This is a genomic window from Thauera chlorobenzoica, assembly GCF_001922305.1.
Classification (GTDB): Bacteria; Pseudomonadota; Gammaproteobacteria; order Burkholderiales; family Rhodocyclaceae; genus Thauera; species Thauera chlorobenzoica.
The window spans coordinates 884,998-897,125 of sequence record NZ_CP018839.1 but is presented as its reverse complement, the minus strand read 5'-3'; the positions used below and the strand labels follow the sequence as shown (position 1 = coordinate 897,125).

10 protein-coding genes, 1 other RNA gene and 3 pseudogenes are annotated in these 12,128 nt (G+C 69.9%); 2 read left to right on the top strand and 12 right to left on the bottom strand.

What is annotated here, in order from left to right; translation table 11 throughout:
* Positions 1 to 7 precede the first annotated feature (7 nt).
* From Tchl_RS04295 to rsmI, 12 genes and pseudogenes are all read right to left on the bottom strand, one after another.
* On the bottom strand, positions 8 to 1,408 hold the full coding sequence (locus Tchl_RS04295) for a UDP-N-acetylmuramoyl-tripeptide--D-alanyl-D-alanine ligase (RefSeq protein WP_075147307.1): 1,401 nt from the start codon (positions 1,406 to 1,408) through the stop codon (positions 8 to 10).
* Positions 1,405 to 2,910: a UDP-N-acetylmuramoyl-L-alanyl-D-glutamate--2,6-diaminopimelate ligase gene (locus Tchl_RS04290; protein WP_075147306.1), complete on the bottom strand. Its 1,506-nt coding sequence runs from the start codon at positions 2,908 to 2,910 to the stop codon at positions 1,405 to 1,407. Before Tchl_RS04290 ends, Tchl_RS04295 begins: the two co-directional genes overlap by 4 nt.
* Complete coding sequence (locus Tchl_RS04285; protein WP_075147305.1) at positions 2,907 to 4,673, bottom strand: peptidoglycan D,D-transpeptidase FtsI family protein; 1,767 nt, start codon at positions 4,671 to 4,673, stop codon at positions 2,907 to 2,909. Before Tchl_RS04285 ends, Tchl_RS04290 begins: the two co-directional genes overlap by 4 nt.
* Positions 4,670 to 4,936 (bottom strand): cell division protein FtsL, encoded by a 267-nt coding sequence (gene ftsL, locus Tchl_RS04280; protein WP_075147304.1) that lies wholly within the window; start codon positions 4,934 to 4,936, stop codon positions 4,670 to 4,672. Before ftsL ends, Tchl_RS04285 begins: the two co-directional genes overlap by 4 nt.
* Positions 4,933 to 5,871, bottom strand: coding sequence for a 16S rRNA (cytosine(1402)-N(4))-methyltransferase RsmH (gene rsmH, locus Tchl_RS04275; RefSeq protein WP_075147303.1), 939 nt, complete (start codon positions 5,869 to 5,871; stop codon positions 4,933 to 4,935). The genes ftsL and rsmH overlap by 4 nt, the downstream gene beginning before the upstream one ends.
* Positions 5,868 to 6,311 (bottom strand): division/cell wall cluster transcriptional repressor MraZ, encoded by a 444-nt coding sequence (gene mraZ / locus Tchl_RS04270; RefSeq protein WP_075147302.1) that lies wholly within the window; start codon positions 6,309 to 6,311, stop codon positions 5,868 to 5,870. The genes rsmH and mraZ overlap by 4 nt, the downstream gene beginning before the upstream one ends.
* Before the next feature lie 303 nt (positions 6,312 to 6,614).
* Positions 6,615 to 7,045, bottom strand: an RNA gene (rnpB, locus tag Tchl_RS04265) — RNase P RNA component class A.
* Between the two features lie 88 nt (positions 7,046 to 7,133).
* Positions 7,134 to 7,424 (bottom strand): annotated as a pseudogene (locus Tchl_RS18380) (cache domain-containing protein); the annotation flags it as partial.
* A gap of 276 nt (positions 7,425 to 7,700) precedes the next feature.
* Positions 7,701 to 8,318: pseudogene (locus tag Tchl_RS18375) on the bottom strand (methyl-accepting chemotaxis protein); the annotation flags it as partial.
* Positions 8,313 to 8,447: pseudogene (locus Tchl_RS18370) on the bottom strand (HAMP domain-containing protein); the annotation flags it as partial. The pseudogenes Tchl_RS18370 and Tchl_RS18375, both read right to left, overlap by 6 nt.
* A 418-nt stretch (positions 8,448 to 8,865) precedes the next feature.
* Positions 8,866 to 9,903, bottom strand: a complete 1,038-nt coding sequence (pyrC, locus tag Tchl_RS04255) for a dihydroorotase (RefSeq protein WP_075147300.1) — start codon at positions 9,901 to 9,903, stop codon at positions 8,866 to 8,868.
* Between the two features lie 133 nt (positions 9,904 to 10,036).
* On the bottom strand, positions 10,037 to 10,918 hold the full coding sequence (rsmI, locus tag Tchl_RS04250; RefSeq protein ID WP_075147299.1) for a 16S rRNA (cytidine(1402)-2'-O)-methyltransferase: 882 nt from the start codon (positions 10,916 to 10,918) through the stop codon (positions 10,037 to 10,039).
* 58 nt (positions 10,919 to 10,976) lie between these two features.
* On the opposite strand from rsmI, the gene Tchl_RS04245 reads away from it, so the two are divergent.
* Entirely contained in the window at positions 10,977 to 11,450 is a 474-nt protein-coding gene (locus Tchl_RS04245) for a YraN family protein (protein ID WP_075149568.1), read from the top strand.
* A gap of 44 nt (positions 11,451 to 11,494) precedes the next feature.
* The gene (locus Tchl_RS04240; RefSeq protein ID WP_075147298.1) at positions 11,495 to 12,088 is read left to right on the top strand and encodes an SIS domain-containing protein; all 594 of its coding nucleotides are present in this window, start codon (positions 11,495 to 11,497) and stop codon (positions 12,086 to 12,088) included.
* The last annotated feature ends 40 nt before the right edge of the window (positions 12,089 to 12,128 follow it).

Genomic DNA, 12,128 nt, shown 5'->3' with positions numbered 1-12,128 from the left:
GAGCCGGTTACGTTGAAGGGGCGGAATTGTGCATTGCCGCAAGCGCATCCGCCACTCTTTCCATGCGCATGAACCTCGAGCCTTTCACCAGTACCACCGAATCTGCGTCGAGGCGCGCAACGAGCGCCTTGACGAGCGCTTCGGCAGAGGCGAAGTGATGCCCGCCGTCGCCGAAATTGCGCACCGCGATCGCGCTCATCTCGCCCAGCGCGAACAGGCCGTCGACGCCCTTGCTCTTGGCGTAGCCGCCGATCTCGTCATGCACCTGGGCGCTGATCCCACCGACTTCCCCCATGTCGCCGAGCACCAGCCAGGTATGGCCGGGAAGCGACGCGAGGACGTCGATGGCGGCACGCACCGAATCCGGGTTGGCGTTGTAGGTGTCGTCCAGGATCAGGGCGCCGCACGGGCCACTGCGCTGCTGCAGGCGACCGCGCGCGCCGGTGAACCCGGCCAGCCCGTCGGCCACCGCTTCGGGCGAAACGCCCGCGGCGAGGCAGACGGCGGCCGCCCCGACAGCGTTGCGCGCGTTATGCACGCCCGGCACCTGCAGGGCGAAACCGAGCCGCCCGGCGGGGGTGTCGAGTTCGAGGCTGGAGCCGAGGCCGCGCAGGGTACACTGCCCGCGCACATCGGCCGCCTGCTCGATACCGAATGTCACAATCCGGCGCCCGGCGTTGACCGCGCCCCACTCGCCGGCGTGCGGGTCGTCGGCGTTGATTACGGCGACCCCGGTCGCCCCCAGGCCCTGATAGATCGCCCCCTTTTCGCGGGCGACCTCCTCGACCGAGCCAAGGCCCTGCAGGTGGGCACGCTGGGCGTTGGTGACGATCGCCACGGTGGGCTGCGCGAGCGTACTCAGGTAGGCGATTTCGCCGGGACGGTTCATCCCCATCTCGATCACCGCCGCGCGGTGGAAATCGCGCAGTTCGAGCAGGGTCAACGGCAGGCCGATGTCGTTGTTCAGATTGCCGCGGGTGGCAAGCACGCTGTCGTCGCCGAAGCCGTCGCGACGCGCCTGGGCGCGCAGGATCGCCGCGCACATTTCCTTCACCGTGGTCTTGCCGTTGCTCCCGGTCACCCCTACCAGCGGCAGCGCAAAGCGCGCACGCCAGCTCGCCGCCAGGGTACCGAGCGCGCGCCGGGTGTCGTCCACGACGATCAGCGGCAACGGCGCGAGCGCCTGCCCGCCAGCCCACTCGGCATCGACCAGCGCCGCCGCGGCGCCCTGCGCTGCGGCTTCGGCGACGAAGTCGTGACCGTCGAAGCGCTCTCCGCGCAAGGCGACGAACAGCTGCCCGGGAACCAGCGCCCGGCTGTCGCTGCCGACGCATTCGAAGCGCGCCTCCCCCTGGGCGCGCGCCTGATGGGCGGCCAGCGCCCGCACCGCCTCATGCACCGTCATCATTGCTTGCGCCCCTCCGCATGCCAGGCCTGGAGAGCGAGTCGGGCCTGCTCCAGATCGGAGAACGGCAGCCGCTGCCCGAGGATTTCCTGATAGGGCTCGTGCCCCTTGCCCGCGATCAGGACGACGTCGGCGGCGCCGGCTTCGCCGACCGCGATGCGGATCGCCTGCGCCCGGTCGACCACCTGTTCGGCCTGCGCGCCGCTGCCCGCGGCGATCGCCGCGATGATCGCGAGCGGGTCTTCGCTGCGCGGGTTGTCGCTGGTGATGACGATACGGTCGGCGAGGGTGCGCGCCACCTCGCCCATCAGCGCGCGCTTGCCGGCGTCGCGGTCGCCGCCGCAGCCGAACACGCATACCAGCCGCCCGCCGCGCATCCGCACCGTGCCGCGCAGGGCTTCCAGCACTTTCGCCAGCGCATCCGGCGAATGCGCGTAATCGATGATCAGCAGCGGCTCGCGCTCGCCGCCCACCACCTGCATCCGCCCGGCGGGCGGGGTCAGGCGCACCAGTTGCGACGCCACGGTTTCGAACGCCACCCCGCGCGCGAGCAGCGCGGCACCGACCGCGAGCAGGTTCGCAACGTTGAAGGGCGCCACCACGGGCACCGCGAGATCGGCCTCGCGGCCGCCCCAGTGCAGCATGAAGCGCAGACCGGCCGGCCCCGCCTGGAGGCGGTCGGCAAGCAGCACGCGGGCGCCCGCGACCGCGCCGGCATGGTCCGCACGCAAGGTGCAGGCGATGACGTCGCGCCCTTCGCCCGCCAGGCGCCGCGCCAGCATCATTCCGAACGGGTCGTCGATGTTGATCACGCAGGTGTCGACCCCGGGGATCGCGAACAGGCGCGCCTTGGACTCACCGTAAGCGTCCATCGAGCCATGGTAGTCGAGGTGGTCGCGGCTCAGGTTGGTGAAGATCGCGAGGTCGAAGCGCACCCCATTGACCCGCCCCTGGTCGAGCCCGATCGAGGACACTTCCATCGCCGCCGCCACCGCCCCGCCGGCGCGGAAACGCGCCAGCCAGCGCTGCAGTTCGAGCGCGTCGGGCGTGGTGTTGAGCGCCGCCTCGAGCGCGTCGGGAAAGCCGCAGCCGAGGGTGCCGATGATGCCGCAGCGCGCGCCGAGCCCGCTCAGCGCGCCGGCGAGCATCTGGCTCACCGTGGTCTTGCCGTTGGTGCCGGTGACGCCCGCCACCCACAGCGCCGCCGAAGGCCGGTCGTAGATCTCGTCGGCGAGCGGACCGGCAAGCTCTTTCAGGCCGGCGACCGCGAGCGAGGGCAGGGGCAGCGCTCCGGGGTCGAAGCCGTCGCCGCTTTCCCACAGCACCGCTCCCGCCCCGCGGGCGATGGCATCGGCAATGTGGCGACGGCCGTCGGTGCGAAATCCGGGCCAGGCGGCGAACACTTCTCCCGGTGCGAGGGTGCGCGAATCCGCACCGATCCCCTGCGGCACGACGCCGGCCTGGCGCAGGCGGGCAAGGATTTCCTGGACCGGTCCGGCGCTCACATGCTCTCCCGCGCAGGCCTGCCGTCCCCGGCCTCGTCGGTCGGTTTGCGCGCGATATGCAACGGTGCGATCGGCATGTCGGGGGCCACCCCGAGGGTGCGCAGCGAGCCTTCGACCAGGCGCGCGAACACCGGTGCGGCAACCGCGCCGCCGTAGTGCTGGCCGGCCGAAGGCTCGTCGATCATCACCGCGACCACGATGCGCGGATTCGAGGCCGGGGCGAAGCCGACAAAGGACGAAACGTACTTCCTGGCATAGCGCCCGCCTTCGAGCTTGTGCGCGGTTCCGGTCTTGCCGGCCACGGTATACCCGGCCACCTGGGCGCGCGGCGCGGTGCCCTGGGGGCCGGCGGCCAGTTCGAGCATCGCCCGGACCTCGCGCGCAGTCTGCGCCGAAAAGACCTTGCGCCCCGGCGCCGGAGCGCGCTCGAGGCGGGTCAGCGACAGGGGCAGCAGTTCGCCGTCGCGGGCGAACACGAGGTAGGCCCGCGCCATCTGGATCAGGCTCACCGCGATGCCGTGGCCATAGGACATGGTCGCCTGCTCGATCGGCCGCCAGGTCTTCGCCGGCCGCACCCGGCCCGCGGTCTCGCCGGGGAAGCCGAGGTCGAGCGGCGCGCCGAAGCCGAGCTGATCGAACAGCTGCCACATCTCGTCGGCCGCGAACTGCTGCGCGAGCTTGACCGTGCCGATGTTCGACGACTTCTGCACCACCTGGGACACGGTGATCGGGCCGTGGCGCTTGGTATCGGAAATCGTCGCCGAACCGATCGTCAGCCGGCCGTTGCCGGTGTCGATCATGGTACCCGGCTTGACCTTGCCTTTCTCCAGGGCGAGCGCGGCGATGAAGGGCTTCATCACCGAGCCGGGTTCGAAGCTGTCGGTAAACACCCGGTTGCGCAGCTGGGCGCCACTCAGATTGGCGCGGTTGTTGGGGTTGAAGGTCGGCGCATTGGCCAGCGCCAGCACTTCGCCGCTCTGCGCATCGAGCACCACGACCGCCCCGGCACCGGCCTTGTGCTGCTGCATCGCATCGCGCAGCGCCGACCAGGCGAGGTACTGGATCTTGCCGTCGATCGACAGCGCCACGTCATCGCCGTCGCGCGGCGGGCGGATCGCTTCCACGTCCTCGACAATCTGGCCGCGCCGGTCCTTGATCACCCGGCGCAGCCCGGGACGGCCGGCGAGCTGTTTCTCGAACGCGAGCTCGATCCCTTCCTGCCCCTTGTCCTCGATGTCGGTGAAACCGAGGATGTGAGCCATCACTTCGCCGCCCGGGTAGTAGCGGCGATATTCCGGCTGCTGGTGGATGCCTGCCAGCCCGAGTTCGGCAATCTGCTGCGCCACTTCGGGGACGAGCTGGCGCTTCAGGTAGACGAAGTCGCGGCTCGACCCGAGCTTGGCATTGAGCTCGTTGATGTCGATTTCCAGCAGCCGCGCCAGCTCCCGCGCCTGCGCCGGCTCCAGCCGCACATCCGCGGGCAGGGCCCATACCGAGCGCACCGGCGTGCTGACTGCGAGCACGTTGCCGTGGCGGTCGGTGATCCGCCCCCGGGTGGCGGAGACCTCGAGGGTGCGCGCATAGCGCGACTCGCCCTTGGCCTGGAGGAAGTCGTTGTTCACGCCCTGCAGATAGAGCGCCCGCCCGCCGAGCGCGACCGAGCAGGCCATCAGCCCGAGCATCACTACGCGCGCGCGCCAGGCCGGCAGCGCGTGCTTGAGCAGCGGATTGTGATTGAAGGTGACGGTACGCTGATTTTTCATGATTGCGGCTCCACCACCAGCACCTGGCCGGGCGTCGGCGCACGCATCCCCAGCCGGTCGCGGGCGAGCGACTCGACGCGTCCATGCGCCGCCCAGGTGCTTTGTTCGAGTTGCAACTGGCCCCATTCCACTTCCAGGGCGCGCGCGCGCGCCTGCTCGCGTTCGTGCTCGACATGCAGCTTGCGCGCCTGGTGCTGAGCCGACACCACGCCCAGCGCACTGGCCACGACCAGGGCCACAAGCACCGCGTCGGCGCGGATCATGGCGCCGCCCCGGTGCGCTCGGCGACCCGCATCACCGCGCTGCGCGCGCGCGGGTTCGCCGCGACCTCGGCTTCGCCCGGCCGCAGCGCCCGTCCCACCAGCTTCAGGCGGGGTGCCGGCAGATCGGCAGCACGCACCGGCAGACGGCGCGGCAGCACCGGGGGGCGCGATGCGTCACGCATGAAGCGCTTGACGATGCGGTCCTCGAGGGAGTGGAAGCTGATCACCACCAGGCGGCCGCCGGCACCCAGCCGATCGACGCAGGCCGGCAGCACCCGGCTCAGCTCCTCGAGCTCCTGATTGATGAAAATCCGTAGAGCCTGGAAGGTGCGTGTCGCCGGGTGCTGCCCCGGCTCGCGTGTGCGGACCGCTTTTTCCACGATCGCGGCAAGCTGTCCAGTGGTCGCAACAGCCCCCCCTGTCCGAGCAGCTGCAAGCGCCTTTGCAATCGCATGAGCAAACCGTTCCTCTCCATAATCCCTGATGACCTCCGTGATCTGGCCGACGGAGGCTTCCGCCAGCCATTCCGCCGCGGTGTGCCCGCGGCTCGTATCCATGCGCATGTCGAGCGGCGCATCGAAGCGAAAACTCATGCCGCGCGCGGCGTCGTCCAGCTGCGGGGACGAAACCCCCAGATCGAGCAGCACGCCGTCCACCCGCGCCACCCCCAACCGCCCGAGGGTCTCGTCGAGATCGCTGAACGGGGCGTGCACCAGGGTCAGCCGCGGATCGCCCAGCGCCTGCCCGGCTTCGATCGCCGCCGGGTCGCGGTCGAAGGCGATCAGCCGCCCCGCCGCCCCCAGGCGCGCGAGCACGGCGCGGCTGTGGCCGCCGCGCCCGAAGGTGCCATCGACATAGATGCCGTCGCCCCGGATGGCGAGTGCATCGACGGCTTCGTCGAGCAGGACGGTGACGTGGTGATGAACGGTATTCACAGCGCCAGGCTCTCGAAACCCGGCGGCAGGCCGGTGTTGACCAGATCGAGCATCGCCTGCTGCTGCTGCTGCCAGCCGGCGTCGGACCACAGCTCGAAATGGCTGCCCTGGCCGACCAGCCAGACCTGTTTCTCGAGCTTGGCGAACTGGCGCAGCGAGGGGGCGACCAGCACCCGCCCCGCGGCATCGAGCGCTTCTTCCTGAGCAAAACCGACGAGCAGGCGCTTGAGCATCGCCGACATCGGATCGAGCCCTGGCGCAGCGAGGACCTTGTCGCGGATCGGCACCCAGGCCGGCACCGGATAGACGAGCAGGCAGCCGTGCGGGTGGGCGGTGAGCACCACCTGGCCAGCCTCCACCGCGAGGGCGTCACGATGCCGCGCAGGGATCGCGAGGCGACCCTTGGCATCGAGATTGAGCGCTGCGGCTCCTTGGAACATCGTCCCCCCTGACGGTGCCGGGAAAGCATCCGAACGACACTTTCTCCCACTTTTCTCCACTGGAACCCACTTTAGTTCAAAGGAAATACCCGGTCAACATCGATTTGTCAGAATTTCTTTATGACACAACAACTTAGATGAAAGACCAAAGGGGTAAATAATCCCTGAAAAATCAATGGATATAGCGCCGCAAGCTCAAATTTCACGCGAACGCGGGCAGCCCACCTCGCGAGGGGTGGGGGGAAGTGGGAAATGAAGACGGGAAATGGGAAAACCGGGGGAGAAACGTCGAGGAAGAGAGATGGGGGAAGTTCGCCGATAAGCCGGGTTCTGTCGAACGCCGCCGGCGCGAACCGGCAGCATCGGGCAGTCATTCCTCTGGGCGCCGCGTTGCCGCGGCGCTCTAGCAGCCTACCCGGGAGCGGCGCGAGCCACGCCGATGCTCCCCTATTTGGCCTTGCCCCGGATGGGGTTTACCGTGCCAGTCCTGTTGCCAGTCCTGCGGTGGGCTCTTACCCCACCGTTTCACCCTTGCCTGATCTCCATTGAAGAGCGAACTCTTCAATATGGACTTTGGCGCCTTGCGGCACCAAAGTCCGAGCCATCGGCGGTCTGCTCTCTGTTGCACTTTCCGTCGCCTCACGGCGCCCGGCCGTTAGCCGGCATCCTGCTCTGCAGGGCCCGGACTTTCCTCCACGCACGACATGCTGCGCAGCGACTGCCTGGCGAACTTCCCGCATCGATTATACGCACATCGCGCGGGCGGAACGGCCGCCGTCGCCCCCTGTCATCGCCAGGCCGGAGAAAGCAGCCTCCGGGGACTCAGCCGCGACCGGTGAACACCTTGTACACGCCACAACCGAAGTACAGATCGTCCTCCGCCTTGCAGACGTAGGACATCTTCGTCTGCACCACGCCCGACACCGGGTTGGTGATGTCGTACTCGACCCAGCCCGGGCCGCGCTCGGCCTGCGCCACGATGTCGCCGACCAGGCGTTCGACGTCAACTCCGGGAATGTCCCTCACCCGGGAGCCGACCTTGCCCGGATTGCCGCCGAAAGCCAGGTAGGTGCCTTGCGCATCAAGCACGAACAGGTACATGTCGCGGTCGTGATAAGGCTGGTCCCGGTCGGTGATCGCGTGCAGGAAGCGCTCGCGGCCGATGCCGCTGCGCCACAGCGCCTCGGCCCGCTCGACCAGCGCCACCGCCTCATCGGCCGTGCCCTGCTGCAGCCGGAATGCGGCCACCGCATGAGTGAGCGTGGCCGCACGCCCCTCCAGGGCCTCCGCATGCTGCACCGCGGCGCTCACCATGTGCGCATTGTCCTGGGTGATGCGGTCGAGTTGCTGCACCGCGGTGCTGATCTCGCGCAGCCCCGTGCTCTGCTCGCCGCTGGAATGGGAAATCTCGCTCATGCTCGCGGCCACGCCATGAATGCCCGCAGCCATCTGCGCGATCCCGTCTCCGGCGTGGCGGATCAGTTCGACACTGCGCTCCACCTGCTGCACCGACGTCTTGATCAATTGCCGGATCTCGCGTGCGGCTTCGGCCGAGCGCTGCGCGAGGTTGCGCACTTCGCCAGCGACGACGGCGAACCCCCGGCCCTGCTCGCCCGCGCGCGCAGCCTCGACCGAGGCGTTGAGGGCGAGGATGTTGGTCTGGAAGGCAATCGAGTCGATCACCCCGATGATCTCGTTCATCCGTCGCGCATCCTGCTGGATCACCTCCACCGAGCGCACCGCGCTTTCCATCGCCTCGGCGCCGGCATCGACCGCGGCGCTGACCCGGGTGGTGCGCTGATCCGCTTCACGGGCGGTGTGGGCATTGCTTTGCACCGTGCTGGAGATTTCCTCCACGCTCGCGGCGGTCTGCCCCAGGCTCGCGGCCTGCTCCTCGGTGCGCTCGGACAGGGCGCGGCTGTCGACGGTCAGGCTGCGGCCGGCATGGGCGACGAGCGCGGCATTGCTGCGGATGTCGGCGACGACCGCGGACAGGGACTCGACCATCCGCTCGAGCAGGCCGGACAGCTCGCCCAGTTCGTCGCGGGCATCGACACGGGTATGCGCTCGAAGGTCGCCGGCAGCGGTCCGCTCCATCGCCTGGCGCAACTGCTTCAGCGCCTCGGCCTGCCCCATGCACAGCGCCGCAAGCAGGTAGAACAGCACCGCAGCACCGGTCAGTGCGACAGGCAGCCCGCCCAGCGCGCCACCGATCGAGGCGGCGAGCGCGGCGACCGACACCACGGCGAACTTGCCCAGCCAGTGCAGCCGCCCCAGCAGCCACAGCCCGGCCCCCAGCGGGTGCCAGCGCACGGCCTTTCGCCGTTGCGGCCGTGCCGCCGCACCGCCCCCTCCTTGCGCGAAATACCCCGCCTTGACCAGCCCATTACACGTTGTATTTGTATTCATTTTTGTATTCTCCCCTCTCCTTGAAACGCCGGCCCGTCCTCCAGGCCGGCCCGAAACGCCGCGGCGGACACGGACAGACGGCCCCACCACACACTGCGGCCACCTGTCCGCGCCCGCCACGGCGCATACCACCCGGCTCACCGGCTCATGCGCCGACGAGCTTCCACTTCACCCGCTCCCCGGCGCGCAGCGGAACCAGCGGGTCCTCTGCGAGATAGGGGTAGGCGGGCGGGACGGTCCATTCCTCCCGCTGCAGCGTGATCGTGGTCGAATTCGGAGCGAGGCCGTAGAACGCCGGGCCGTTGAGGCTGGCGAAGGACTCGAGGCGGTCGAGCGCCCCCGCGGCGTCGAACACCTCGGCATACAGCTCGATGCCGGCGTGGGCGGTGTAGCAGCCGGCACAGCCGCAGGCGTTCTCCTTGGTGCTGCGCGCATGGGGGGCGGAATCGGTGCCGAGGAAAAAGCGCGGATTGCCCGAAGTCGCCGCCGCCACCAGCGCCTGGCGATGGGTTTCGCGCTTGAGCACCGGCAGGCAGTAATGGTGCGGGCGGATGCCGCCGGCAAAGAGCGCGTTGCGGTTGAGCAGCAGGTGGTGCGCGGTCACGGTGGCGGCGACGTTGGCCCCGGCAGCGCGCACGAACTGGGCTGCCTCGGCGGTGGTGATGTGCTCGAATACCACCTTCAGCCCGGGAAAATGGCGCACCAGCGGCGACAGCGTGCGCTCGATGAAGACCCGCTCGCGGTCGAAGACATCGACCTCCGCGGCGGTCGCCTCGCCATGCACGCACAACACCATGCCGAGCTTTTCCATGCGCTCGAGCACCGGGTGGATCTTCTCCACCGCGGTGACACCGGCGTCGGAATTGGTCGTCGCCCCGGCCGGGTAGAGCTTGCAGGCGACGATCCGGCCGCTCGCCCGGGCGCGGTCGATCTCGTCCGGCGCCAGGTTGTCGGTGAGGTACAGGCTCATCAGCGGCTCGAACGCCGCGCCGGGGACCGCGGCGAGGATGCGTTCGCGGTAGGCCAGCGCCTGCGCGGTGGTCGTCACCGGCGGCTTCAGGTTGGGCATGATCAGGGCGCGGCCGAAGCGCGCCGCGGTGTGCGGCACCACCGCAGCGAGCGCGGCGTCGTCGCGCACGTGCAGATGCCAGTCGTCGGGGCGGATCAGGGTAATCGATTGCATGGAGCGGGTCCTCGTGACAGCGTGCCGATTATAGGCGCTTCCCGCTGCGGCGGATCGACCGCCACCGTGCACGCGAAAGCCCCGCCGCGGAGGCGACCGTCACCGCCACCCGCCCTCGCTCCGCGCGCCCCGCTCACGCGTCTTCCTCGCCGCGGATCTCCAGCGCCCGCGCGTACAGCAGCTTGCGCCCCGCCCCGGTGATCTCCGCCGCCAGCCGCGCCGCGCTCTTCAGTGGCAACTCGGCGAGCAGCAAGCCGAGCACACGCTCGGCTTCCGCGCTCAGCCCCGCCTCCGCCTGCGCTCCCGCCAGCACCAGGACGAACTCGCCGCGCACCCGGTTCGGATCGGCCGCGAACCACACCCCGACTTCGGCCAGCGGCAGGCGCACGGTCTGCTCGTGGAGCTTGGTCAGCTCGCGCGCGATCAGCAGTTCGCGGGCGCCGCCGAACACCGCCAGCAGATCGGCGACACACTCGACGATGCGGTGCGGCGCCTCGTAGAACACCAGCGCCGCAGCCTCGTCGCGCAAGGCTGCGAGCGCCGCGACCCGCGCCCCGGGGCGGGCCGGCAAGAACCCGACGAAGCGAAAGCCGCCCTCGGCGAAGCCCGATACCGACAGCGCCGCAACCGCCGCGCACGGCCCCGGCAGCGGCACCACCGGATGGCCGGCCGCGCGCACCCGGGCGACGAGGCGGGCGCCGGGGTCGGACACCGCCGGGGTGCCGGCATCGGTGATCAGGGCGACCTGGCGGCCGGCGGCGAGCAGCTCGAGCAGCGGCCCCGCCGCCGCCTGCTCGTTGTGCTGATGCACCGCCACCATCCGCACCTTCAGGCCGTAGGCATCGAGCAGGCGCTGGCTGTGGCGGGTGTCCTCGGCCGCCACCACATCCACCGCCCCCAGCACGGCGAGCGCACGCAAGGTGATGTCATGGAGGTTACCGAGCGGGGTCGCCACCACATATAATGACGGCGTGCTAGAAAGGGGGCGGACGGGAAGGGGCACGGAGACGGTCATGGATGAGTTCGAAGGGTCGACGAAGGGGGTCCGGAAGGGAGGCGCGATGAAGAAGAAGATGGTGGCGACGACGGCGAAAACGCCCCCCGGGGAAACCCACCCGGACGGGACGACGGCGCCCGCAGGCAAGGCGGCCGCGGCCGGCGCGCGCAGTATCGGCTCCCCGCGGACTCCAGCGCAAGCGCGCGGCGCCGCCGCCGAGGCGCTCGCCGCCGAACACCTCGCGGCACACGGCCTGCGCATCCTCGCCCGCAACGTGCGCTGCCGCGGCGGCGAACTCGACCTGATCTGCCTCGACCGCGGCCAGCTCGTGTTCGTCGAAGTGCGCCTGCGCAGCAATGCCCGCTTCGGCGGCGCGGGCGAAAGCATCACCGCGGGCAAGCGCCGGCGCGTGCTGATCGCCGCCCAGTGGTGGCTGGGCGGTGCGGGGCGGCGCTTCCAGGGCGCGGCCTGCCGCTTCGACGCGGTCCTCCTCGACGCCCTCGAGCGCAGCCGTATCACCTGGTTACCCGGCGCCTTCGATGCCGGTTGAGGCTGCATGCTAGACTGGACCGCCCTGTCGATGATTTCCCCCGCATGAACCTGATCGATCGCGTCTCGCGCCAGTTCGAGGACAACATGCGCACCGCACTCGAGGCGCTGGAAATGCTCGCCGCCCCGATCGCCGGCGCCGTCGAGCTGATCACCGCCAGCCTGCTGGAAAACGGCAAGGTCCTCGTCTGCGGCGCAGCCGGCTCGGCCGGCGACGCCCGCCGCTTCGCCGCCCAGCTGGTCAATGGCTTCGAGCTCGAACGCCCCTCGCTCGCCGCGATGGCGCTGAGCGCGGACGCTTCCACCCTCGCGCCGATCGCCGGCGAACCCGACACCAGCACCCTGTTCGCGCGCCAGATCGAAGTTTTCGGCCACCCCGGCGACGTCCTCGTGGCGATCGCCGCGAACGGCGAACCGATGCGCATCCTCGACGCCATCGGCGCCGCCCACGAGCGCGACATGCGGGTGATCGCGCTGACCGGCGCCGACGCCGGGCGCATCGCCGCAAGGCTCGGCCCGGCCGACATCCACCTGGCCGCCCCCGCTGACCGCAGCGCGCGCATCCAGGAACTGCACTTGCTGATCCTGCACTGCCTGTGCGACGGTATCGACTGCCTGCTACTCGGAGTGGAAGACTGATGAAACCGACACGCCCCCCCTCGACTCCCTTCCGGTTCGC

Coding starts and splice junctions, on each gene's coding strand:
- Tchl_RS04240 (WP_075147298.1), top strand. CDS start 11,495: ATGAACCTGATCGATCGCGTCTCGCGCCAGTTCGAGGACAACATGCGC.
- Tchl_RS04295 (WP_075147307.1), bottom strand. CDS start 1,408: ATGATGACGGTGCATGAGGCGGTGCGGGCGCTGGCCGCCCATCAGGCG.
- ftsL (WP_075147304.1), bottom strand. CDS start 4,936: ATGATCCGCGCCGACGCGGTGCTTGTGGCCCTGGTCGTGGCCAGTGCG.
- Tchl_RS04285 (WP_075147305.1), bottom strand. CDS start 4,673: ATGAAAAATCAGCGTACCGTCACCTTCAATCACAATCCGCTGCTCAAG.
- pyrC (WP_075147300.1), bottom strand. CDS start 9,903: ATGCAATCGATTACCCTGATCCGCCCCGACGACTGGCATCTGCACGTG.
- Tchl_RS04245 (WP_075149568.1), top strand. CDS start 10,977: ATGGTGGCGACGACGGCGAAAACGCCCCCCGGGGAAACCCACCCGGAC.
- mraZ (WP_075147302.1), bottom strand. CDS start 6,311: ATGTTCCAAGGAGCCGCAGCGCTCAATCTCGATGCCAAGGGTCGCCTC.
- rsmI (WP_075147299.1), bottom strand. CDS start 10,918: ATGACCGTCTCCGTGCCCCTTCCCGTCCGCCCCCTTTCTAGCACGCCG.